Genomic DNA, 24622 nt, shown 5'->3' with positions numbered 1-24622 from the left:
ATGAGCAAGACAATTCTGACCATCGACGATTCAGCGTCCATCCGCCAGATGGTATCGATGACGCTGACCGCTGCCGGCTTCGAGGTCATCGAGGCCGCCGATGGCGCCGAAGGTTACGACAAGGCGATAGCCCAGCCCGTTCACGCGGTCCTGACCGATCTCAACATGCCGGTTCTCAACGGTATCGAGTTCGTGCGCAAATATCGCGCCCACCCGGCAAGCAAGGGGATACCGGTTATCCTTTTGACCACCGAATCCGACGATGAGCTCAAACGCCAGGCCAAAGAGGCGGGCGCTACGGGCTGGATCGTCAAGCCCTTCAAGCCCGACCAGCTTCTGGCCATCATCAAGAAGGTGGTTGGCGCATGAACGTTTCCGATCCCACAGATACGTTCCGCCAGGAAGCCCGCGAACTGCTCGAGCAACTCGAAGCCGGTCTGCTCGATCTCGAACAGGATCCGGCAAATTCCGATCTGATCAACTTCGCATTCCGCGCGTTGCACACGATCAAGGGGTCGGGCGCGATGTTCGGCTTTACGCGCGTTGCCGAATTCGTCCATGAATTCGAGACCGCCTTCGACCGGGTCCGCAAGGGACAAAGCGCTGCCAACAAGGCGCTGATCGAAGTCGCGCTCAACGCCAAGGATCACATCCATCGCCTGATCGAAGAACCCGATACCGAGGTTTCGGGGGGCGAGGACATCCTTGCGGCGCTGCGCATCATCGTCGACGGGGGAACGCCCGCCCCCAGCGTTCCGCAGAGCGCTGAGACCCCGCCCGTGTCCGGCGCGTCCGCGCCGGACATCGCAAAATGGTGGCGGCTGGTCTTTTACCTTCCCGCCGATTGCCTGGCCTTCGGGACCAACCCGGTTCTTTTGCTTGAGGAACTTTCCGAACTCGGTCCCCACAAGATCACCGCGCTGACCGACCGGATCCCCGATCTCGATGTCCTGGACCCTGAGATTCCCCATATCGGCTGGCAGGTCGATATCGAGCACGCCGATCCCGCCGCAGCGATCGATGACATCTTCATGTTCCTGCGCGACAGCATGGAACTGAGCCTGTCGCCGCTTGAAGATGCAGCGCCCGAGCCCCAAACCATCGCAATCGAGGATGTCCCGGCGGCAACGGTGCTGCCCGAGGCGCCCGCGGCGCCTGTTGCGATGCCCCCCAAACGCGCCAGGGCTGCTGAAAAGACAGAGCCCGACCGGACCGCCGCCACCTCTTTGCGCGTCCCCGCCGAACGGCTGGACGAATTGATGGATCGGGTTGGCGAACTGGTCATCGCCCAGGCCCGCCTGACCCAGATCGCAGCGCTGAGTTCCGATACTGCGCTCAAGACGATTGCCGAGGAGCTCGAGCGGCTCTCGTCGGGTCTGCGTGATACCTCCATGGGCATCCGCATGGTGCCCATCGGTTCATTGTTCGGCCGGTTCCGGCGGCTTGTGCACGATCTTTCCGGCGAATTGGGCAAGCCCATCGAATTCGTGACCTCAGGCGAGGATACCGAACTCGACAAGACCATGATCGAGCGTCTGGCCGACCCTCTGGTTCACCTGATCCGCAACGCCATGGATCATGGGCTTGAGAGCGCCGAGGCCCGCGCCGCGTCCGGCAAGCCGGCCAAGGGCACCGTCCGGCTTTCGGCTGTCTATTCGGGCGCCGAAGTCGCCATTTCGGTATCCGATGATGGCGCAGGGCTCGACGCCTCCCGCATCCGCGCCAAGGCCGAGGAAAACGGGCTGATAACGTCGGACACCAAGCTGACCGAGCAGGAGCTCTATCACCTGATCTTTGCGCCGGGCTTTTCGACGGCAAAGGAAGTGACCTCGCTCTCGGGGCGTGGCGTGGGCATGGATGTGGTCAAGCTCACAATCGACGGGCTGCGCGGCACGATCGACCTCAGCACCGTTCCCGGCCAGGGCACGACGGCGACGCTGCGTTTGCCCTTAACGCTTGCCATCATCGACGGCATGCTGGTTCGCGTCGGCAATGGCCGCTACACGATCCCGCTGGCCGCCGTCGAGGAATGTGTGGAACTGCCCGAAGGCATCGAGGCGCACGCCAAGGGGCGCAACTTCCTCGATATCCGTGGCTCGCTCGTACCCTATCTGCGCCTGCGCGAAGTGTTCGGCACCTCGGCGCCTCCAGAACCCTTCCAGAAGGTGGTTATCGTTTCCTCGGGCGATGGCCGGGTCGGTCTGGTGGTCGATCAGATCATCGGCAACAACCAGACGGTCATCAAGCAGCTCTCCAAGCTGCACTCGTCCATCAAGTCCTTCTCGGGCGCGACCATTCTGGGTGATGGCACCGTGGCGTTGATCCTCGATACCGCTCATCTGGTCGCTTCCGGCCAGCCCCAGAGCGACAGCTACAGCCTGAGCGGGAGAGCCGCATGAGCGCGCCGGCCACATCAATGAACGCCCTGACCATCCGCCTCGACGATGAACTTTTTGCGGTCGAGGCCAGCCAGGTGCGTGAGATTCTCGATCTCGTGCCGATTACCGAGGTGCCCAATGCCCCTGCCTTTGTGGGCGGGCTCATCAACGTGCGCGGACGCGTCGTTCCGCTCGCCGATCTGCGCGTGATGTTCGGCATGGAACGGCCCGAACCCGACGAGGACACCCGCATCGTCGTCATGGAAGTCAACATCGGCGGCGAGCCCACCGTTGCCGGCATCCTTGCCGACAAGGTCCACGATGTCACCGACATCGAAGCCGCCTCGATCGAAGAGGCACCCAAGGTCGGCATGCGCTGGAGGCCCGAATTCGTCAAGGGCATCGGCAAGCGCAATGGCGGCTTCATCATCATCCCGGACATGGAACGGATATTTGAAACACCGGGCGATAGAAATTCGCCCGCTGCAGCATCAGAAGAAAGGTCTGCATTGTGAGACTAACGATCAAGACAAAACTGGCGGCCGTCTTCGGCGTAGTCGTCGCCCTTTCGGCAGGAAGCATGTTCATTGCCCTGCAAAATCTCGGTCAGCTCAACACCGAGCTCGAAACCATCGTCAATGTCCGTTCGGCCAATCTGGTCACCTCGGCGGAAATGCAGACCAGCCTTGAAAGCCTTGGCTCGCGCATCCGCGCCCAGATTCTGACCACCGACCCCGCAGTCAAGGACGATTATGTCGCCTCGATCCGCAGCGACTACGACGAACTGGTCGATGGTCTTGCCACCCTCGATGCCAACGCAAGAGACCCCTTCATCCGCGACCAGCTGCCGGCATTCGGCACAAAGCTTGAAGAGCTGTGGGCCTCGGTCAACCGGGCGACCGAGTTGACGCTCAAAAATTCCGATGCCGCCGCGCTGGCCGTCAGCCGCAGTGACGGCAGCGGTACGCTTGGCGTGTTCGAGGAGACCATGGCCGCGCTTCGGACCTCGTTGCAGCGCAAGGTCGACGCTGGCGATCTTTCCGCTTTCCCCGCCTATCGGGCCGCCACCGAAATGTTCCTGACCGGTACCGACATGTTCCGCCAGCAGCGCAACGTGCTTCTGGCCGCATCGCAGGACCGTGAGCTCCAGGAAACCTGGCACGCCGATTATCTGACCGGCGTGCAAGCCAATGCCGAACGAATCCCGGACATGCAGCGCACCATGCCGATGTCGGACATGGCGTTGTTCAACGCCGCTCGCGACGCCTATGACGCCATGGTCGCTGCCATGGACAGCGCCGTGACCATCAGCGTCGAAAACGGCGACTATTTTGCCATGGAGGAGCTGGAAACCGCCAGCGTGCTGCGCCTCGAGGCAGATGCGATCCTGCAGGCCATGATCGATCGCAATCGCGATATCATGGTTCAGGCAAGCGCCAACGCGCAGGCGCTCTATGAGAACTCGATGCTGCTGCTGATCAGCCTTTTGGTCGGTTCCGCCCTCATCGCCCTGCTTGCCGCCATCTGGATCGTGGTTACCATCTCTCGGGCCCTCTCCAGCGCCGTGCGTCTCGCAAACGATGTCGCCGACGGCAATCTCAACGCCACCGCCGACAACAAGTCCGACGACGAAGTGGGCGATCTGATCAAGGCTCTGAACGCCATGACCGCCAAGCTGCGCGAAGTGGTCGCCGAGGTCACCTCCGCAACCCGCAACGTCGCCGCTGGCTCGCAGGAAATGTCGGCAACCGCCGAACAGCTCAGCCAGGGCGCGACCGAACAGGCCTCTTCGACCGAGGAAGCCTCGGCGTCCATGGAGGAAATGGCTGCAACCATCAAGCAGTCGGCCGACAACGCCTCCCAGACCGAAAAGATCGCCCGCCAGTCCGCGGCCGATGCCATCGCCTCCGGTCAGGCTGTCGACAACGCGGTCAGCGCCATGCAGACCATCGCCGAAAAGATCATGGTGGTCCAGGAAATCGCCCGCCAAACCGATCTGCTTGCTCTCAACGCAGCCGTCGAGGCGGCCCGTGCGGGCGAGCATGGCCGCGGCTTTGCGGTCGTGGCGTCCGAAGTGCGCAAGCTCGCCGAACGCAGCCAGGCCGCCGCAGCCGAAATCTCGACCCTCTCCGGCGATACGGTCAAGGCAGCTCAGTCGGCTGGCGAAATGCTCTCCAAGCTGGTTCCCGATATTCAGCGCACTGCCGAACTCGTCGAGGAAATCTCGGCCGGCAGCCGCGAACAGAATGCCGGTGCGGCCCAGATCAATACCGCCATCCAGCAGCTCGACAAGGTCACCCAGCAAAACACCTCGGCCGCCGAGGAAATGTCGGCGACCTCCGAGGAACTGGCCAGCCAGGCCGAACAGCTCCAGGCCGCGATCGGTTACTTCCGCATCGATGCCAATGCCGTGCCCGCTCCCGCCAACTCGGTTTCGGCACCTTCGGCCAAGCCTGATCTCAAGCGCGAGATCATGGCCCGCGCCCCGCACATGACAAAGGCCCCCGCAAAGGCGTCGGCGTCGTCCGGTGGCGGGTTCGATCTGGATCTGGGCGAAGGCCAGGACGAGCTGGACGGGCAATTTTCCCGTCGCGGCGCGGCCTGAGCCCGGGCGCAGCCATGGCTGAGCAAATCCAGTATGTAACGCTCAGTGTCGCGGAGGAAATCTTCGCGGCGCCGGTCGCCACGGTCCAGGAAATTCTGGACATGCTGCCCATAGCCCGCCTGCCGCGCGCGCCCGAAAATCTGCTCGGGATGATCGATGTGCGAGGCAAGGGTGTGCCGGTGCTCGATCTGCGTCTGACCCTTGGCATGGCTCCGGCCAACGATACCGAAAACACCCGGATCGTGGTCCTGACCATCAAGGGCCCGGAGGGACCGGTCACGCTGGGCCTGCGCACCGACAAGGTGTTCGAGGTCACCGTGCTCGACGCCGAAACGCTCGATCCGGCGCCTGCCATCAGTGCCGGCTGGAGCGGGCACTGCATAGCGGGCATCGGCCGCCGCAATGGCAAATTCGTTACGGTGCTCGATCTCGACGGCCTGCTCGGTGACATCGTCAAGCAGCCGATCCTCGCAGCGTGATTACGCCTTCGGCTGGCCGGAAGTCCCGGCCGGCCGCACGCCATGGAGTTAGTTTTGTCCGCCTTAGCCCGCCTCAACACCACAATCGATGACGACGACCGCCTCAGCGAAGCCGATTTCAAGCGCATTTCGGCGCTGATCGGCCGCGAAGTGGGCATCAAGCTCCCGCCCGCCAAGCGCCTGATGGTGGAAGGTCGACTGCGCCGCAGGATACGGGGCTTGGGGCTGACCAGTTTTTCGGCCTATGGCGACCATCTGTTCCGGCAGGGCGGACTCGAGAGCGAGCTGCCCTACCTCATCAACGCCGTCACCACCAACAAGACCGATTTTTTCCGCGAGCCCGAACATTTCGAGCTCATGGAAAAGATGATGGTGCCCAATCTCCTCGATGCCCGACGCAATGAGCGCATGCCACTGCTCAAGGTCTGGAGCGCGGCAAGCTCGACCGGCGCGGAAGCCTATACCGCCGCCATGGTGTTGGCCGACATCTGCGCCCAGCGTCGCGATTTCCGCTTTGCCCTGCTCGGCACCGACATCTCCACCGACGTTCTCGAACAGGGTCGTCGCGCCGTCTATCCGGCCGACCAGATCGCACCCGTACCGCCAACCAAGCAGAGCCGCTATCTGATGTTCGCCCGCCAGGCCGGATCACGGCCAGAGGTGCGGATCGTGCCCGAGTTGCGTCGTCTCGTGCGGTTCCAGCGCCTGAACCTGATGGATGACACCTATCCCTTCGACCGGGACGTGGACATCATCTTGCTGCGCAACGTCCTGATCTATTTCGAAAAACCCGATCAGGAAGCCGTCATCAACCGTTTGGTGAGCCATTTGCGCCCCGGAGGCTATCTGCTGCTCGGCCATTCGGAATCGATGATCGGCACCTCGGTGACCATGCGCCAGGTGGCCCCCGCCGTATTCCAGAAGGCCGGGAGCGTGGCCCAATGAGCGAAAAAATCCGCGTTCTGATTATCGATGACAGCGCCTCGGTGCGTTTAACGCTCAGCGATATCATTTCCGCCGACCCTGACCTCGAGGTCATGGCCACGGCGTCCGATCCCTATGTCGCCGCCGAGCGCATCCGCCAGGAGGTGCCCGACGTCATTTTCCTCGACATCGAATTGCCGCGCATGGACGGGCTGACCTTCCTGCGCAAGATCATGTCCCAGCGGCCCATCCCCGTCGTTATCTGTTCGAGCCTGGCCGAAGCCGGTTCGGACACCTTCATGCAGGCGCTCGAAGCGGGCGCTGTCGATGTTGTGGCCAAGCCGCGTGTCGATACTGCCCAGTTCCTCAATGAATCGCGGATGCGCATCTGCGATGCGGCCAAGGGCGCCGCCCACGCCAAGATGGGCGGCATGAAAAAGCAGGCGCCGGCCCTCGCGGTCGAATCCAAGCTCACCGCCGATGCGATCCTGCCCGCCATTTCCGAGACCCGTCGCAAGAGCCTGATCGAGCGCATCCCCGTGACAGAACCGATCATTGCGATCGGGGCGTCGACCGGTGGCACCGAGGCGTTGCGCGAAATCCTTGAAGCCCTGCCCGCGGCCTGCCCGCCCATCCTCATCGTCCAGCACATGCCGGAAAAATTCACCAGCGCCTTCGCCCGGCGTCTCGATGCCGGCTGCGCGGTTTCGGTCCGCGAAGCGCAGGATGGCGAACTGGTGCGGCCCGGACAGGTGCTGCTGGCTCCGGGAAACTACCACATGATGCTGGTGCGCAACGGTTCGCGCTACACCGTAAAGGTCGCGGACGGTCCGCACGTCTCGCGTCACCGTCCATCGGTTGACGTCCTGTTTCGCTCCACCGCCCAGACGGCAGGCCGCAACGCCCTGGGCATCATCCTGACCGGCATGGGTGACGACGGCGCGCGCGGACTTCTCGAAATGCGCGAGATGGGCAGCCCCACCATTGCCCAGGACGAAGAGACCTCGGTGGTGTTCGGCATGCCCAAGGAAGCCATCCAGCGCGGCGCTGCCGGGCGGGTCCTTCCGCTTGCCAGGATCGCCGACGAAATCGTGGCGTTCGGCCACAAGGCCGCCCGGCCCGGAGAACATGTCTGATGAGCGTATCCGCCACACCCACAGCCGTAAACCAGCTTGCCGCCGATCTGGCCGGGCACCGGGAAAAGATAGAAACCGCCTTCGTTTCGGTCGGCGGCTGCCTGACCGAGGGCGCCGCCCTTCTCAACAAGCTCATAAAGCTCTTCGATGCACTCCCCGACGCCTTGCGGGGCGCAGAGGTCGAAGAAGCGACCGGCCATCTCGAGGCGGTGGCCAGCCGGGCCGCCGCACTCTCTGACGCCTTCGGGCAGGAACGGGCCGGTCTCGAACGCCTGTTCGAGGTGGTCCGCGCCGCCAATCTGCCGATCTCCGATCTGCACCGAACCATCAAGATGATGGGCATCGTTTCGATCAATGCGCGTGTGACCGCCGCGAGCATTGCCGAGGACACCGACGATTTCGATGTGTTCACCACCGATATCGCGACGCTTTCGGAATCGGCCACCCGCACGCTCAAGGAATTTTCGCAGGTCTATCGCCAGCTCGTCATCGAAGTCGATGCCGCCGTCAGCCAGCGCAACCGCTTCGAAGGGGCTCACGCCCATACCCTGTCCGATCTTGCCGGTCGCCTCGCCGCCACGTTGCGCGCCCTGGAAAGCCAGCGCACATCGGCGGTCGAAGGCAGCGCGGAAACCAGCAGGCTGTCCCGCCAGATCGTCGGTCAGATCGGCAACGCGGTCATGGCGCTTCAGGTCGGAGACGCCACGCGCCAGCGGCTCGAACACATTGAAACCGGCTTTCATCATCTCGCCGAAATTCTCTCGGGCGAGCCCGTGTTCGATATCGCGTTCACATCCGAAGACCGCACCCATGCGCTTGCCGCGATCGCCACGCTCGAACAGGCCCAGCTGGCCGAAACGGCGCGCGATTTCGGGGGCGAGGTCGACGATGCCGAGCGATCGCTTGCAGCGCTGGCCGCCGATGCCGAAACCATCATGACCCGCAGCCGCGGGCAGTATGGCTCCGATGCCGGTAAATCCTCCGCCATTTCCAGCCTCAGTGACCAGCTGCGGGCCGCAGTGGCCCTTCTGGGCAATTTTGAAGCCGAACGCGCCAAGCTCGAGGCGGTAGCGGCAACCGTGCAGCAAACGGTGGGCATATTGCTCGGCCACGTCGAGGCGGTTCAGGACATCGAAGCCAATATGCGGCTCGTCAGCCTCAACGCCGCCGTGCGCTGCGCCCAATTGGGTCCGCGCGGCGCCTCGCTCACGGTCATTGCAACCCAATTGCGTGAGTTGACCAGCGAAACCGTGGTCGCCGCCGAAAGCGCTGTCGACTGGTTGAGCCAGTCGGCGGCTCTGGCCGATGCCTTCGGCGCCACGACGGCAACCGATGGCGCGGGCGAGGGCAGGGGCCTCGAACAGGGCGCTACGCTCGCTCTCGAACTGCTCTCCGGGCTCGATCAGAAACTGGCCACCGCCCTCTCCAGCCTCGACACCGACGGCACCAGGGTCATCGCCCTGCTCCAGAAGGCGGCAAACGGGCTGGACGGGCTTGGCGCGCTTTCAGAGGCCATGGACGATATCAGGATGCAGATCGCCGATCTGGCACCGGACGAGATACCTTCCGAACAGTCGGCCCAACTGACCGGGCTTATCGCCGGCCTGCGCCGTCTTTATACGATGGAGGCCGAGCGCGCGGTGCACGACACGTTGTTCGGCCCCCCCGTGGCCAGCGCGGCCGCCCCGGCCAGCGACGACATGTTCGACGATTTGATGGTGCTCTAGGCGCCTGGCTCCGCACGCGGAGCCAGCACCGGATCGGATGCCAGGACCGCCGCGGCGTCGTCCTCGGCATCGAGCATGGAAGCGACCCGCTCCAGCGCCGCGATCAGCATGAGCTGTTCCCATTCCTCGAGATTGGAAAACGCGTCGTGAAACTGCGCGTGCGCGCCGTCGGGCGCGATTTCGAGGATCTTGCGGCCCTTCTCGGTCAGGCTCAGCCAGACCTGTCGCCGGTCGGTCTGCCCCTTGCGGCGCGCCACCATGTTGAGCGCCTCGAGCTTGTGGATCAGCGCGGTTGTCGTTGCCTGGGTAATGCCCATGCGCGCCGCGACCGAACCGGCAGTATGTTCAAGGCCATCATCGAGCAACTGCATGAAGATGAGCTGGGACGGGGTCAGCCCCGTCTCGCGCATCAGCGCCTTTGAATTGAGCTCTGTCTTGCGCAGGATTTTGCGCAGCGCCGAAAGCGCAGTCTTTGTCGGGGCTTGCACGGCGCGGTTTGGCTCCAGCACGAGTGTGTTCATGGTCTTTACCTCTGCTTGCCGGCTCTCCCAAGCCCCAACCTGTGGTGTTTTGACAAATTCATTTAGATAAGCCTAACAAATTTGGCAAGCCATCCCACCTTTCCCCAGGCGAAGGCGAATGTCGAATAATTATCATTTAACGCGATATGTCGCTGAAATAGATAGATAAAATGGATAGCGCGGAAATTTGGAACGATTTCTGAGGGTTGACATTTAGTTTGAACAAGCTAACTAACTGCGTGAACGTAAATGGAGGCATCCCATGAAACTCGCAGCAGTCAGCGACACGGACCTCAGCGCCGACCCGCGCTCATCCATCAAGATTCGCGCTCCCAGGCGCGAGGATGGCGCCGGTGTATGGCAGCTCATCGCCGATACGACCTCGCTTGACGACAATTCGATGTATTGCAACCTGCTCCAGTGCAGCCACTTCGCGTCCACCTGCGCGCTGGCTGAAATGGATGGCGAAATCGTTGGTTGGGTATCGGGCTATATCCCGCCCGAGCATCCCGACACCTATTTCGTCTGGCAGGTCTGCGTGGCCGAAAAGGCGCGCGGCAAAGGCATGGCCAAGCGCCTGATCAACGCCGTGCTGGCCCGCAAGGTCTGTGCCAACGTCACTCAGGTTCAGTCGACCATCACAAAGGACAACAAGCCCTCATGGGCCTTGTTCGGGTCGATTGCCGAGACGCTGGATGCCGATCTGGTCCGTCAGCCGCACTTCAAGCGCGACGACCATTTCGCCGGCCTGCACGACACCGAATTTCTTGTCACCATTGGCCCGTTCGAGCGCGCGGCTCTGCCCGTTCGTTCTGCCGCCTAAAGAGACAAGGGGCGCTGCCGCCACTGACTGCGGACCGGCGGCGCCATCAGATCTCATGCAGGCAAGAATTCCGCTCATTCCAAATTCCGCCGTCCCGCTCGAAGCGTCCCCGGCAAAAGTGGAAGACACTTTTGGCGATCGGGAGCGCGATACGAGAGAAACAAGGAGACAAGGCACAATGACTACGACACACGAAACATTCGATCGCGTCGAGAGCCAGGTTCGCTCGTATTCGCGCAGCTTTCCCAAACTCTTCGGCAAGGCCAAGGGTTCGATCATTTACGGCGACGACGGCCGCGAATATATCGATTTTCTCGCCGGCTGTTCCTCGCTGAACTACGGTCACAACGACCCCGACATGCAGGCGGCTCTGGTCGATTACGTCACGTCCGACGGCATCACCCACGGGCTGGACATGTTCACAAAGGCCAAGGAAGAGTTCCTCGTGGCCTATGAGGACATCGTCCTCAAGCCGCGCGGCATGGACTACAAGCTCATGTTCACAGGTCCCACTGGTGCCAACGCCGTTGAAGCGGCCATCAAGCTGGCCCGCAAGGTGACCGGCCGCACCAATGTGATCGCCTTCACCAACGGCTTTCATGGCATGACCCTTGGCGCGCTCGCCGCGACGGGCAATGCCGGCAAGCGCGGCGGTGCCGGTATCGACCTCAATGGCGTCCATCGCGCGCCCTTCGAGGGCTATTTCGGTCCTGACGTCGATACCGCCGATATGCTCGAGCAGATGCTCGACGATCCGTCGGGCGGCATCGATGCCCCCGCCGCGATCCTTGTCGAACCCGTACAGGGTGAGGGCGGCCTGAACGCTGCGTCGGGCGAATGGCTCAAAAAGATCCAGACAATCGCCAAAAAGCACGGCGCGCTGTTCGTCCTCGATGACATCCAGGCCGGGTGCGGGCGCACGGGCACGTTCTTTTCGTTCGAAGAGTTCGGCCTTGACCCCGACATCATCACTCAGGCGAAATCGCTTTCGGGCATGGGTCTGCCCTTCGCTCTGACGCTTTTGAAGCCCGAGCACGACATCTGGAAGCCCGCCGAACACAACGGCACCTTCCGGGGCAACAATCATGCCTTTGTCACCGCTCGCGTGGCGCTGGAAAAATTCTGGCGCGACGACGCCTTCGCCAATTCGGTCAAGGCCAAGGGTGAGCATTTGAAGACCCGTCTCGGCGCCATTGCCAAGCGCTACGAACTGACCCTGCGCGGCCGCGGCATGATGATGGGCATCAACACTGAAAACGGTGATGTTGCATCCGACATCTGCGCCAAATGCTTTGAACAGGGCCTCATCATCGAGACCTCGGGCGGCCGTGACGAAGTGGTCAAGGTGCTCTGCCCGCTCACCATCGATATCGCACAGCTCGACAAGGGCCTCGACATCATCGAGGACGCTTTCGAAGCCGTGCTTGCCAAGGACGTTTCGCGCGCCGCCGCTGAATGAGCGCGGCCACTAGAGCGTTTCCAGGATAAGTGGCTGCCACTTATCCGGTTCGGAAGCGCGACAAAACAAAGACTTAGGTCGTGCGCCGTTCCGCGAAACGGTGAAACGATCTAGGAGCGCGACCAGAAGAAGAAAGAAGGAATACAAAATGATCGTTCGTGACCTCGAAGACGCCCGCCAGGGCGATCGGCTCGTCAATTCCAACGGCTGGGATTCCACCCGCCTGCTGCTGGCCGGCGATGGCATGGGCTTTTCGTTCCATATCACCCGCATCCACGCGGGCACCAGCCACGAGTTCCACTACAAGCACCATTTCGAGAGCGTTTATTGCGTCTCGGGCGATGGTGAGATCGAGGACCTCGAAACCGGCACGGTCTATCAGATCAAGCCCGGCGTCATGTACGCGCTGGACAAGAACGACCGGCACCGCCTGACCGCCCGCGAGGAGATGGTCATGGCATGCTGCTTCAACCCGCCGGTGACCGGCACCGAAGTCCATCGTGAAGATGGCTCGTATGCCCCGGCCGCCGAGTTGGCAAAGAGCGCGTAAGGCGCACCCACAAACCCCGAACCAAGGAGTAGAGGAAGCAATGACACTCTCTGCAGTTCACACCCGATCGGACGCCTATCCGACACGACTTGCCGAAGAAAACTGGCTTGAGCGCAAGGACCCGGTATTCTGGGGCAACTGGACACCCCAAGCGCCGCTGACCCGTGCCCAGACCGAAGAATTCGACAAGAATGGCTTTCTGGTCCTCAACAACGTATTTTCCCCCGCCGAGGTGGCCAAGCTCCAGGCTGAATCGCGCCGCCTGCGGTCCGGCGAGGCAGGCCTCAACTCCGATAATGTGGTGACCGAACCCGATTCGGATGCGGTGCGCACCATTTTCCGTCTTGAGGACGAGAGCACGCTGTTCAACCGCGTTGCCCGTGACGAGCGGATTGCCGGGAAAATTCGTTTCCTGCTCGATGACGACCTCTACCTTCACCAGAGCCGGCTCAACTACAAGCCGGGCTTCACCGGCAAGGAATTCTACTGGCACTCGGACTTCGAGACCTGGCACGCCGAGGACGGCATGCCGCGCATGCGGGCCATTTCCGCCTCGATCCTTTTGACCGACAATGACGCGCTCAACGGGCCACTGATGCTCATGCCCGGCTCGCACAAGCATTATGTGTCCTGCGCGGGCGAGACACCCGATGACAACCACAAATCCTCGCTCAAAAAGCAGGAAGTGGGCGTCCCCAGCCACAAGGCGCTGTCCGATCTGGCCGAAAAGTTCGGCATCGAATACGCCTCGGGCAAGGCCGGTACGGTGATCCTTTTCGAGTGCAACACCATGCACGGCTCGAACGGCAACATCACCCCGTTCCCGCGTTCCAATGCGTTCTTTGTCTATAACGCCTGGTCAAACCGTGTCGAACACCCGTTCGCGGCCAACAAGCCCCGCCCTGACTTCCTTTCGAACCGCGACCCCAAGGGCCCGTTCGAAATCGTCTCGGGCAAACTCGAATAAGAGCCACAAGGCACCCAAACCATTCGGCGGGATTTAAACGGTCCCGCCGGGCACCCCGACCCAATCGGAGGGAACAAGTGACAGCCAAGACCCATACAGTCGAAAAAATCGGTGGCACGTCGATGTCGCGCAGCCAGGAGCTTTTGCGCACCGTGCTCGTCGGCGACCGGAGGGGCCCTGAGCTCTATAATCGCATTTTCGTCGTGTCCGCCTATGGCGGCATGACAGACGCCCTGCTCGAACACAAAAAATCCGACGAGCCCGGCGTCTATGCGCTGTTTGCGAGCGCGGAAAGCGGCTGGCAATGGGGCGATGCGCTCTCTTCGGTTGCCTCGAAAATGGTCGAAAAGAACGCCGAGATCTTCCCCGACGCCGCAACCCGCGAGCAGGCCGATAAATTCATCCGCGAGCGGATCGAAGGTGTGCGCTCATGTCTGATCGACCTTTCGCGCCTGTGCTCGTTCGGCCATTTCCAGCTCGAAGCCCATCTTTTGACCGTGCGCGAAATGCTCTCGGCCCTGGGCGAAGCGCAATCGGCTTTCAATACCGCCCTGCTGCTCAACCAGAACGGGGTCAACGCCCGCTTCATCGATCTGACCGGCTGGCGTCAGGACGGCGAATTGCCGCTCGACGAACATATCGCGCGCCAGTTTTCCGGCGTCGATTTCGCCACCGAGCTGCCCATCGTCACCGGCTATGCCCAGTGCGCCGAACAGCTCATGAAGACCTATGACCGCGGCTATTCCGAAGTAACCCTGTCTCGCGTTGCGGTGGTGACCGGCGCAAAGGAAGCGATCATCCACAAGGAATTCCACCTTTCCTCGGCCGATCCCAAACTGGTCGGTTCCGACAAGGTGCAGGTGATCGGGGAAACCAATTACGACGTCGCCGACCAGCTCTCCAATATGGGCATGGAAGCGATTCACCCCCGTGCGGCAAAATCGCTGCGCCAGGCCGGTATCCCGCTGCGCGTCACCAACGCGTTCGAACCTGATCATCCGGGCACGGTCATCATGAGCGATCTGGCACCCAAGACGCCGGGCGCCGAAATCATTACCGGTCTGAAGGGCGTGTTCGCGCTCGAATTCTACGATCAGGACATGGTCGGCGTGAAGGGCTACGATACCAAGATCCTCGAGGCCCTGACGCGCCACAAGGTCTGGATCATCTCCAAGACCTCGAACGCCAACACCATCACCCATTACCTCAAGGGTTCGATGAAGGCGATCAAGCGGGTCGAGGCCGATCTGGCTCAGGCCTTCCCGACGGCCAGCACCACGCTGCGCAAGCTCTCCATGGTTTCGGCCATTGGCCGCGATCTGGGCGGCGTCCGCATCCTGCCGCGTGCCATTGCCGCCCTTGACGAGGCCGGGATCGAACCCATCGGTTTGACCGACATGATCCGCAAGGTCGATCTGCAGGTGCTGGTCGAGGAAAAGGACTTCGACGCCGCGATCATCGCGCTCCACAAGGGGCTTGTGGAAGAGCGCGCCGAACGCAAGGCGCGAGCCGACATTCGTCGTGTTGCCTGATGGATGCCTCTGACGGCAACGCGACGACAAGCCGGTCCCCTTCGGGGGGCCGGCTTTTTTGTTTCCATCAATGCTTTAGAAGGGTGGCTCGGACCGGAACACCACGGGCTCCCCGCCGCTGGGGTGCCTGAACCCCAGTTCCGCCGCATGCAATTGCAACCGGTCGGCGGCCGCAAGCGCCTCTCCGGTCGCATAGAACTCGTCGCCAAGGATCGGGTGCCCGATCTCTTTGAGATGCACGCGCAATTGATGCGTGCGCCCGGTTATGGGGAAGAGTTTGAGCCGCGTCGCATTCTCTTCGCGCCCGACCACCTGCCAGCGGGTCTGACTGGCCCGGCCACGTTCGTAATTGACCTCCTGGCGCGGCTTGTTTTCCCAGTCCGTCGCCAGCGGTAGGTCGATCAGCCCCTCGTCGTCGGCCACATGGCCCCAGACCCGCGCGATATAGAACTTGGTCGTCTGGCGATATTCGAACTGCTTGCCGATATGGCCGTGCGCCCCCTTATGCTTGGCCATCACGATGATGCCTGAGGTGTCCTTGTCGAGCCTGTGGATCGTCCCCGCGCCGGCAAACCGTTCAAGCGCCCGGCTTTGCAGGCTGTCGAACAGCGCCGGGTCCTTGCCCGGAACGCTCAAAAGGCCCGAAGGCTTGTTGAACACGACGATGTCGGCATCCTCATGGAGGATGTCGAGCCAGGGGTCGGTCGGGGGCCGATAGTCGAAGGTCTTGGGCATGGGATTGAGCATGGCCGACGCTCTATCAGCAATCGGGCGGGCCGAAAAGTTATCCCATTGCCCGATTGTGGCCAACAATTTGCCACATCCGCTCCCCTTATTGGGTGCCGTGTGCTATGCGCGCTGCTCAGGGTTCAGTTTCTTTTTCGGGTCTCAATGATCGCAAGACGGCTTATAGCGCTGTTTGCCGCCCTCGTTCTGGGGCTTTCCGCCCTGCCTGCCAGCGCGCAGAGCCATTCGCGTGCCGAAGTTGAGATTCTCGCCCAGTACTACGCCCAATATTATGGCGTGCCGCTCGAACTGGTGCGCCGCGTCATCAATCGCGAAAGCACCTTCAACCCTGCAGCCCGCAACGGTCCCTATTACGGCCTGATGCAGATTCTCCCCGAAACGGCCCGCACCATGGGGTTCCGCGGCGAGCCGTCCGATCTGCTCAACGCAGAAACCAATCTCATCTACGCCGTCAAATATCTGCGCGGCGCGTGGCTCTTGGCCAATGGCAGTCACGATCGCGCGGTCCAGCTCTACGCCAAGGGCTATTACTACGAAGCCAAGGCTGCCGGCCTGCTCGAGGAAACCGGCCTGCGCCCCGGCCCGGCGACCCCCATTGCGCCCGCGCCGCCGCAATTTGAGGCTCCCGTGGTCGCTGCCGTCACCCCGCCGCCACCGGTGGCCGAGGTCGCCCCAACCATCGAAGTCGCCGCAGCCGAGCCGGTCGAGGCGGTGTTTGAAAGCACCCCGCTCGGTTTTCTGCCCCCATCCCGTCCGCTGGGGCTTGAGATCGATGAGCCGGCTCCTGCACAGGCCGACGCGCTCGACGCCATAGCCCTGGCACAAGCTCCTGCCACAAGCCAAGAGGATGACGCGGCCCCACAGGCGCCTGCGCGTCTCGCCTACGCGCAATACCGCGCCTCCAGCGATGTGCCCCCACCTGCGATCGCCTCGGGCGCCGACACCCGGTTGCGCCCCTCCATCGATCTGGTGACGAGCACCTTCGCGCTGCTCGATTCGATGGCCGGCGCGCAGCGCTGACCGTGCCCGGTCTGCGACACCCCGATCACAATCGTGCCTTTCATGTGGTCGCCAGGGTTGCCGTTAACCCCCTCTGTGCTAGGATTTTGATCAAATTGGAGCGGCCGGCCCAGTGGCTCGGCGCTCCAGTTGAGCGGAATGGATAGTGTGGATTGCGTACCAGCCGTGAAAACCAGCAAGCGCCATAGCCTGATCGCCCTTTGTGTGGCCGCAACGCTCGTAACCGGCCCGGCGTTTGGATTCGAGCTGTTCGGCATCCAGTTCTTCGGCTCGGAAGCCGACGACGCCGATGCTGTGATCGCCGATCCGCGCACCTATGATCTGACTTTCGAGACCGGCGTGGAAGGCGATTTGGATGCCGCCCTGCGCGCTGCATCCAATCTCTGGGGCGACCGCGATCAACCAGCGTCCGGCGTGGCCGGACTTCTTGCCAAGGCGCGTGGCGATTATGCCCGCATGACCGGCGCGCTCTACAATCTGGGCTATTATGGCGGCGCGATCTCGATATTGGTCAATGGCCGCGAGGCCGCTTCGATCCCGCCCGACGCCAGCCTGCCCGAACCCAGCCAGATCAGGGTTACGGTCGATCCCGGCCCCCAATTCGTCTTCGGCCCCCTGCGCATCACCAATCGCGCCCCCATGCCTGTTCTGGAGGCCGATAGGGTCGAAGCGCCCTCTGAAATAGGGTTCGTGACCGGTCAGATCGCTCGCGCCACGATCATCGCCCAGGCCGAACAACGCCTCGTCGAAGCCTTGCGCCAGCTCGGCTACCCCAAGGCGCAGATCGCCTCGCGTGATGTGGTTGCCGACCATCCCAGCCGCACGCTCGAGGTCTCCATAGTGGTTGATCCGGGCGCGTACGCGGCCATCGGTTCCATATTGGTCCAGGGCACGCAGAACATGAGCCCGGCCTTCATCGTGCGTCAGACCGGATTGGTTCAGGGCGCCGAATATGATCCCGACGATATCGAGCGGGCCCGCGAGCGGCTGACCCGGCTGGGCGTGTTCCGCTCGATGCGCATCGAGGCGGCCCAGCAGGTTCAGCCCAACGGGTTGCTGCCCTATCAGATCATCGTGCAGGAACAGGCCCTGCGCCGCTTCGGTATCGGCGCCAGCTATGGCACGCTCGACGGGCTTGGCGTCGAAGGCTATTGGCTGCACCGCAATCTGTTCGGTGAGGCCGAGCGGCTGCGGCTCGACGCCAAGGTGGCCGGGATCAGCTTCCCCATCGATACCGCCGAGTTCGACTATGCCTTTGGCGGCACCTTCACCAAGCCGGGCATCTTTACCCCCGAGACCGATCTCGTCGCCGCGCTCAGCGCCGACCGCTCGGTCCTGCCGCTCTATACCGAAACCTCGGTTCAGGGGCGGTTGGGGATCGAGCAGCTTTTCAGCGACGACATTTCCGGCAGCGTCGGCTTGCAGTTCCAGCATTCCTATTTCGAGGACGACGCGACCTTCGGAAACCGCAATTTCACCACCGCCGGTCTTTACGGGCGCGGCGTGTTCGACAATCGCGATTCCGATCTCGACCCCACGCAAGGCTTCTATCTCGAAGCGACGGTCGATCCGCTCTATGAGTTCGAGTACGAAAATTTCCTCGCCCGCGCGACACTTGAGGGCCGCGCCTATTTCGCCTTTGACGAGGACGCCAATTATGTCCTTGCCGGTCGCATCAAGGCCGGCGCGGTGGCCGGCCCCTCGCTCACTGAAATCCCGCCCGACCTTTTGTTTTTCGCCGGCGGCGGCGGCTCGGTGCGCGGCTATGCCTATCGCTCGATCGGCGTCGACGATGGCATGGGCAATGTGACTGGCGGGCGCTATCTCCTCGAAGCCTCCGTCGAGGGCCGTGTGCGCTTTAACGACCAGTTCGGCGCCGTCGCCTTCGTCGACGGTGGCTATGTCGCCGCCGACACCTTCCCCGATTTCGATCAGCTCCGGCTGGGAGCCGGCGTGGGCATCCGTTATTACACGGCGCTCGGGCCCTTGCGCCTCGACGTTGCCGTGCCTTTGAACAAGAGCCCGGGCGATCCCGATTACGCGCTCTATGTCGGTATAGGACAATCGTTCTGATGCGCGTTCTTGCGGCAATCGCAATCGTCTCGCTCGCCATGCCGCTCCCGGCCATGGCGCAGGAACCCGAGCGCGAAAGCCTTATGGACATGCTGGCCCGCGCCAGCCAGCTCAATGAAAACGAACAGCGCGGGGCGCTTGTCGGGTTCGTCGAAGATCAGATATCCACCCCCGACCGCCAGATCAGGCTCACGGGCATCGATGGTGCCCTCTCGTCGAACGCCTCGATCGACCAGATCACCATTTCGGACACCGAGGGCATCTGGTTGATTGTTGAAAATGCGCAATTGCAGTGGAACCAGGGCGCGCTGCTGTTCGGGCGGCTGGAAATCCAGTCGCTTTCCGCCGATTCAATCGCCTATATCCGCAATCCGGTGTCCACTGAAGCGCCCACCGCCCCGTCCCCCGAGGCGGGCGGGTTCTCCGTTCCCGAATTGCCCGTCGCGGTTATTCTCGAAAGCCTCTCGGTCCCCAATGTGCGGTTTGGCGAGCAGGTCTTTGGCTTAGGCTCGGAAATCTCGCTGGCCGGATCGATGACGCTGGAGGGTGGCGCCATCGATGCTCGGCTCGATATCGAACGCCTCGACGGACCGGGCGGCACGCTCGACCTCGACCTGCAATACGCCAACCAAACGCGCGAAATCGATCTCGGGCTCGAACTCATCGAACCGGAAGACGGTATCGTCGCCAATCTCCTCAACATCGAGGGGCGTCCGGAAATTGCGCTGGGCCTGCAAGGCGCCGGACCCATCGATGATCTCGATATCGATCTGACCTTCGATGCCGATGGCAACCGTATCCTGACCGGGGAGGGCACCCTCGATCAGACTGCCGAGGGTCTCGCGATCGCCGCCGATCTGGGTGGTCCGCTATCGACCGTCCTGCCCGCAGCCTATCGCGACTTCTTTGGCGAACAGACCGCGCTTTCACTCGACGCGCTGATGCGCGATGCCGGTGGCTTTGAAATCTCCAACCTTTCGGTTTCGGGCGGCGAACTGTCGCTACTGGCCAACGCCGCCACCACGGCGGACGGCTTTTTGAGCCGGCTCGACATGAGCGGCGAAATTGCCCCGGTTTCGGGCGATACGGTCACACTGCCGGTGCCCGGCGCCTCCACCCGTATCGAGCGCGCCGGTTTCGAGGTCGATTACGGCGATGAGGGATCCGACCAATGGTCAGGACGCTTCGAGTTGCTCGGCTTTTCCACCCCCGATTTCGCGGCGCAGAGCCTGGTGCTCGACACATCGGGCGTCGCCGCCGATCTGGACAATCCGCAGGCCCGTCGCGTCACCTTTAATGGCGACGGCAGGCTCGAAGGCGTTACCTCCTCGTCCGAAGAAATTTCCCAGGCCCTCGGGTCCTCTTTCGGCTTTGGCCTGGCCGGCATGTGGGAGGCGGGTGAGCCCGTCACGCTGGCCCAGCTTCGCCTCGTGGCCCAGGCGCTCAATTTCGAAGCCGCCGGCCAGATCGCCGATAACGTCTTTACCGGCGATCTTGCGCTCACCACCGAGTCCATTGCCCCTTTCTCGGGTCTCGCCGAACGCGACCTTTCAGGCGCCATTGCGCTTAGCGCCACCGGAACGATTTCGCCCCTGTCGGGCGGGTTCGACCTCACGCTTTTGGGCAATGGTACCAACCTTTCGGTCGACGACGAAATCGCCGACAATCTGCTTGAAGGCACTGTGGCCCTTTCGGGCCGGGTGGCGCGCAGTGAAGCCGGGCTCGAGGCCGAGGATTTCCGCATTGCCAACAGCCAGATCGAAATGGTCGCCGATGGCACCTACGCCACCGGTACTGCCGATTTCACCTTCGATCTGGCGCTGGCCGATCTTGCGCTGATCAACCCCCAAATGTCCGGCCGCCTGACGGCGACGGGCACGGCCCAGGGTGCTGAGGGTACCATTGCGCTGACCGCTGACGTCGATATTTCCGAAGGTGCGCTCGATGGTCGCACCCTGCGCAACGCCAATATCGGCTTTGACGGCACCTCCAGCGAAGAAGGGCTCGTGGGCGCACTCACCGGCACCGCATCGCTTGACGGTTTCCGCGTTACTCTTTCAAGCGACATCGACAACAATGCCGAGCGCCTGCGGCTGTCCGATATCAGTTTCGATGCTCCCGGCGCGGCGCTCTCGGGCAATCTCACCCGCTTCGCCGATGGCCTGATCGATGGCCGGCTGACCCTTGATGCGCCCAATATCGAAACCGCCGCCGCCCTCGCGCTGGCCGAGGCCAGCGGCACGGTCAACGCCGATATCATCCTCAACCCCGAGGGTGAAGCCCAGAATGCCGAGGTCACGGCCTCTCTCGACGCCGTCAGGTTCAACGATATCACAATCGGCTCGGCCAACGCCGAAGCCACGATTGCCGACCTGTTCGGCGTCCCGGTGATCGACGGGTCCATCAACGGCGCCGATATCGTTGCCGCAGGCACCAATGTCCAGTCCGTTTCGCTCACCGCAACCGCAAGCGAAGAGACGACACGGTTTTCAGCCGATGGCTCGCTCAACGCGGGAACCGACCTGGCGCTGGCCGGTCTGCTCGAGCCCATCGCCGAGGGGTACCGGGTAGCGCTCGAAAGTTTCCGCCTCACCCAGGGCCAGCTTGCCGCAAGTCTCGCACAACCGGCCGAACTGACCGTCGCCAACGAGACGGTTTCGTTCTCAGGGATCGAGCTGGCGGTTGGCTCGGGCCGTGTAACCGCCACGGGCAGCGCGGGACAAGATCTCGATATCGCGCTCGATGTCACAGCCTTCCCGCTCACCATCGCCAACACCATCGTTCCCGATCTGGGGTTGGCCGGGACTGTTTCGGGCACCGCGCAAATCTCGGGCGAAGCCAGCGATCCGCGGGCCAGCTTTTCGGTGGAAGCGAACGGCATCAACGCCGCAGCGATCTCCGACTTCGGCATCGCGCCGCTCACGCTGTCCGCTCAGGGCAGTTTCGCCGAAAACACGATCACCCTCTCCCAGGCCCGCGCCAATGGATCGGGCGGGCTCAGCGCAACGGCGCAGGGCACTGTTCCGCTTGAGGGAGCCGGGCTCAATATCGCCATCAACGGCTCAGCGCCGCTCTCGCTCGCCAACCGGTTCGTCGCCGATCGCGGGGCACAGATTTCAGGCACGGCGAATCTGGACGCCCGGGTGACAGGGCGCATCGACAATCCGCAATTTTCGGGCACCGTTTCAGTCGCCGATGGCGAATTCATCGATCCCGGACTTGCGCTGCGGCTGGTCGGCATCACCGGCAATGCTTCGCTCAACGCAGACCGAGTGACCATCAACACGCTCACGGCAAACCTTGCCACGGGCGGTTCGGTCTCGGCCTCAGGCTTTGTGGGCCTTGATGCGGGCCTCAATTCCGATATCGCCATCACTTTCGATCAGGCGCGCTATGCCGATGGCAATCTGGTGGTCGCCACCCTCAACGGCGACCTGCGGCTCACCGGCCCCATCGCCAATGGCGGGCGACTGGCCGGAAACATCGACATAGCGCGCGCCGATATCACGGTTCCTGACGGGTTCGGGGGCGCGGTGAGCGTTATCGACGTTGATCATGTCCGCCCGCCTTCGCCGGTCGCCGCGACCCTGGCGCGGGCCCGCATCGACCAGCGCGCGTCGAGCACCACGACGGCCAGCGTACCGCTCGAGCTTGCGATCACCATCTCTGCACCCAATCAGGTGTTCATTCGCGGCCGTGGCCTCGACGCGGAAGTGGGTGGCCAGGTCCAGATCAACGGAAATGTGGCCGATGTCCAGCCCGTCGGCGCGCTCGAACTGATCCGCGGACGCCTCTCGATTCTGGGCCAGCGCATCGATTTCGACGAAGGCACCGTCACCCTGATTGGCGATCTCGATCCCTTCATCAACCTCGTGGCCCGCACCCAGGGCAATGACATTACGGTCATCGTTACGGTTTCAGGCCGCGCATCATCGCCCGAGGTGACATTCTCGTCCGATCCCATGTTGCCCCAGGACGAAGTTCTGGCCCGGCTGATCTTCGATCGCGGCGTGGGCGAACTTTCGCCGCTGCAACTGGCGCAACTGGCGGCCGCGGCGGCCGAACTGGCCGGCGGCGGCAGTGGTTCGGGTTCGCTCCTGGGCTCGCTGCGCGAGGCCGCGGGGCTCGACGATCTCGACATCGTCACCGATGCACAAGGCAATGTCGGCGTGCGCGCCGGCACCTATATCGATGACAATATCTATCTCGGCGTCGAGGCCGGCGCGGGGGAAAGCCGGGTCACCATCGATCTCGACATCACCGAGCAACTGCGCGCCCGAGGCACGACCAGCACGACGGGCAATTCGGGTGTGGGATTGTTCTACGAGCAGGATTACTGAACCACCCGCCCTTCCGATCTCGCATTTTCAGGAGCGCCAACCTGTCCTGGGCAGTTGGCGCTCCTTTTTGATTGCGTGCCCCGTTGGAACCAAGCTGCATCGGAAATTCTTATTCCTTCACAACACCAACCGCGCAGCGCGTGCAGTGAGGGAAAGTTTTCATGTTCAAGGGACTTCTGCTCTGGATGATCGGCATTCCCCTGCCGCTCGTCATCCTGCTTCTGATTTTCGTGCTCTAGGGCGCCCGTCGATCCATTCAAACACGACGTCACGGCCGGTGCGCTGGCAACACATACGGAGAATACCAATGAATTCGATCATCTATCTCGTCGGCCTTGTGGTCGTAGTCATGGCCATCCTGTCCTTCATCGGCCTTGCTTGAGCGCCCAACCCAAGGACTGAAAGCCCATGACGACAATACCCCCCACCGAGCCGGCAGCCGCCCAGGAAACGTCCTCCTACGTCGATTGGCCGGCCATCCTGGCGGGCGGCATTGCCGCTGCCGCCATTTCCTTTGTCCTTCTCGCCTTCGGCTCGGCCATCGGGCTGAGCATGACCGATCCATTCGGTCGTGAAGGCGTATCCCTGTTCTGGATTGCCATAGCCATGGCGATCTGGGTTATCTGGGTTCAGGTCTCTTCGCTGATGATCGGCGGCTATCTCACCGGCCGCATGCGCAAGCGCAATTACGACGCGACCGAAGAGGAATCCGATATCCGTGATGGCTTTCATGGCCTGCTGGTCTGGGCGACTGCCGTTCTCTTTACGGCCGTGCTCGCCTTTGGCGGCATCGGCAGCCTTGCCAACAGCGTCGGCTCGGCCGTCGGCGGCGTCGCGCAGGGCGCAGGAGCGGCAGCCGGACAGGCGATCAGCGATCAATCGGGCCCGTTCCAGTCAACCATTGACCGTCTGTTGCGCACCGCGACGGCGACCGAAGGCGATGCTGCCGCGACACGCGACGAAGTCGGCCGCATCCTGATCGATGGCGTCACCGGCGAAGGCGTTTCCGAAGACGATCGCGCCTATCTCGCCCAGCTCGTCGCCGCGCGCACCGACCTCGATCAGGCTCAGGCCGAAGCGCGGGTCGATGAGGTTATCGCCCAGGCCCAGGCCGTGCAGGACGATATCGCCGCGGCCGCCGATCAGGCGCGTGCGGTGGGTGTTCTTGGCGCCTTCCTCACCGCCGCGTCGCTGGCGATTGGCGCCGCCGGCGCCTGGTTCGCCGCGGTCACGGGCGGCAATCACCGCGACACGCACACGGTGACACCCTTCTTTGCCCGGCGGCGCGCGCCGCTCGCCTGACCTAGGGGCAACCGACAAACAAAAGCCCCGCCATCTGGC

At 62.8% G+C, this 24622-nt stretch carries 19 protein-coding genes; 17 read left to right on the top strand and 2 right to left on the bottom strand.

Features of this window, described 5'->3' with window-relative positions; all coding sequences use genetic code 11:
* Genes OF122_RS18795 through OF122_RS18760 form a run of 8 tightly spaced genes read left to right on the top strand, consistent with a single transcriptional unit; the run spans position 1 to position 9249 of the window.
* Entirely contained in the window at positions 1 to 369 is a 369-nt protein-coding gene (locus tag OF122_RS18795; protein WP_264225697.1) for a response regulator, read from the top strand.
* The gene (locus tag OF122_RS18790; RefSeq protein ID WP_264225696.1) at positions 366 to 2399 is read left to right on the top strand and encodes a chemotaxis protein CheA; all 2034 of its coding nucleotides are present in this window, start codon (positions 366 to 368) and stop codon (positions 2397 to 2399) included. Before OF122_RS18795 ends, OF122_RS18790 begins: the two co-directional genes overlap by 4 nt.
* A complete protein-coding gene (locus tag OF122_RS18785) occupies positions 2396 to 2893 on the top strand; it encodes a chemotaxis protein CheW (protein ID WP_264225695.1) in 498 nt (165 codons plus the stop codon). The genes OF122_RS18790 and OF122_RS18785 overlap by 4 nt, the downstream gene beginning before the upstream one ends.
* Positions 2890 to 4983 (top strand): HAMP domain-containing methyl-accepting chemotaxis protein, encoded by a 2094-nt coding sequence (locus OF122_RS18780; protein WP_264225694.1) that lies wholly within the window; start codon positions 2890 to 2892, stop codon positions 4981 to 4983. The genes OF122_RS18785 and OF122_RS18780 overlap by 4 nt, the downstream gene beginning before the upstream one ends.
* 14 nt (positions 4984 to 4997) lie before the next feature.
* Positions 4998 to 5462, top strand: a complete 465-nt coding sequence (locus OF122_RS18775; RefSeq protein WP_264225693.1) for a chemotaxis protein CheW — start codon at positions 4998 to 5000, stop codon at positions 5460 to 5462.
* Between the two features lie 54 nt (positions 5463 to 5516).
* A complete protein-coding gene (locus tag OF122_RS18770) occupies positions 5517 to 6407 on the top strand; it encodes a CheR family methyltransferase (RefSeq protein WP_264225692.1) in 891 nt (296 codons plus the stop codon).
* On the top strand, positions 6404 to 7522 hold the full coding sequence (locus OF122_RS18765) for a protein-glutamate methylesterase/protein-glutamine glutaminase (RefSeq protein ID WP_264225691.1): 1119 nt from the start codon (positions 6404 to 6406) through the stop codon (positions 7520 to 7522). The genes OF122_RS18770 and OF122_RS18765 overlap by 4 nt, the downstream gene beginning before the upstream one ends.
* Positions 7522 to 9249 carry a hypothetical protein gene (locus OF122_RS18760; protein ID WP_264225690.1) on the top strand — a complete coding sequence of 576 codons (1728 nt, stop codon included), beginning with the start codon at positions 7522 to 7524 and terminating at the stop codon, positions 9247 to 9249. Before OF122_RS18765 ends, OF122_RS18760 begins: the two co-directional genes overlap by 1 nt.
* Here OF122_RS18760 and OF122_RS18755 read toward each other — a convergent pair.
* Positions 9246 to 9770, bottom strand: coding sequence for a MarR family winged helix-turn-helix transcriptional regulator (locus OF122_RS18755; RefSeq protein WP_264225689.1), 525 nt, complete (start codon positions 9768 to 9770; stop codon positions 9246 to 9248). The genes OF122_RS18760 and OF122_RS18755 overlap by 4 nt on opposite strands.
* A 262-nt stretch (positions 9771 to 10032) precedes the next feature.
* On the opposite strand from OF122_RS18755, the gene ectA reads away from it, so the two are divergent.
* From ectA to OF122_RS18730, 5 genes are all read left to right on the top strand, one after another.
* Complete coding sequence (gene ectA, locus OF122_RS18750; RefSeq protein ID WP_264225688.1) at positions 10033 to 10593, top strand: diaminobutyrate acetyltransferase; 561 nt, start codon at positions 10033 to 10035, stop codon at positions 10591 to 10593.
* A 178-nt stretch (positions 10594 to 10771) separates the two neighbouring features.
* Entirely contained in the window at positions 10772 to 12052 is a 1281-nt protein-coding gene (gene ectB / locus OF122_RS18745) for a diaminobutyrate--2-oxoglutarate transaminase (protein WP_264225687.1), read from the top strand.
* 148 nt (positions 12053 to 12200) lie between these two features.
* On the top strand, positions 12201 to 12602 hold the full coding sequence (locus tag OF122_RS18740) for an ectoine synthase (RefSeq protein WP_014132819.1): 402 nt from the start codon (positions 12201 to 12203) through the stop codon (positions 12600 to 12602).
* A 40-nt stretch (positions 12603 to 12642) separates the two neighbouring features.
* On the top strand, positions 12643 to 13569 hold the full coding sequence (gene thpD, locus OF122_RS18735) for an ectoine hydroxylase (protein WP_264225686.1): 927 nt from the start codon (positions 12643 to 12645) through the stop codon (positions 13567 to 13569).
* A gap of 77 nt (positions 13570 to 13646) precedes the next feature.
* Positions 13647 to 15101 (top strand): aspartate kinase, encoded by a 1455-nt coding sequence (locus OF122_RS18730; RefSeq protein WP_264225685.1) that lies wholly within the window; start codon positions 13647 to 13649, stop codon positions 15099 to 15101.
* A 75-nt stretch (positions 15102 to 15176) separates the two neighbouring features.
* Here OF122_RS18730 and OF122_RS18725 read toward each other — a convergent pair whose 3' ends face one another.
* Positions 15177 to 15848: a pseudouridine synthase gene (locus tag OF122_RS18725; RefSeq protein ID WP_264227711.1), complete on the bottom strand. Its 672-nt coding sequence runs from the start codon at positions 15846 to 15848 to the stop codon at positions 15177 to 15179.
* Between the two features lie 144 nt (positions 15849 to 15992).
* On the opposite strand from OF122_RS18725, the gene OF122_RS19790 reads away from it, so the two are divergent.
* The 4 genes from OF122_RS19790 to OF122_RS18705 all read left to right on the top strand — a co-directional run bounded on the left by OF122_RS19790 (position 15993) and on the right by OF122_RS18705 (position 24583).
* The gene (locus OF122_RS19790) at positions 15993 to 16868 is read left to right on the top strand and encodes a lytic transglycosylase domain-containing protein (protein WP_264225684.1); all 876 of its coding nucleotides are present in this window, start codon (positions 15993 to 15995) and stop codon (positions 16866 to 16868) included.
* 165 nt (positions 16869 to 17033) lie between these two features.
* Positions 17034 to 18941 (top strand): autotransporter assembly complex protein TamA, encoded by a 1908-nt coding sequence (locus tag OF122_RS18715; RefSeq protein WP_408636271.1) that lies wholly within the window; start codon positions 17034 to 17036, stop codon positions 18939 to 18941.
* Positions 18941 to 23281 (top strand): translocation/assembly module TamB domain-containing protein, encoded by a 4341-nt coding sequence (locus tag OF122_RS18710; protein WP_264225683.1) that lies wholly within the window; start codon positions 18941 to 18943, stop codon positions 23279 to 23281. The genes OF122_RS18715 and OF122_RS18710 overlap by 1 nt, the downstream gene beginning before the upstream one ends.
* Positions 23282 to 23689: 408 nt before the next feature.
* Entirely contained in the window at positions 23690 to 24583 is an 894-nt protein-coding gene (locus tag OF122_RS18705) for a hypothetical protein (RefSeq protein ID WP_264225682.1), read from the top strand.
* The last annotated feature ends 39 nt before the right edge of the window (positions 24584 to 24622 follow it).

Origin of the sequence: Pelagibacterium flavum, from assembly GCF_025854335.1 — a bacterium.
GTDB lineage: Bacteria > Pseudomonadota > Alphaproteobacteria > Rhizobiales > Devosiaceae > Pelagibacterium > Pelagibacterium flavum.
The sequence above is the reverse complement of the archived record's forward strand: the minus strand, read 5'-3'. Positions and strand labels throughout refer to the sequence as shown.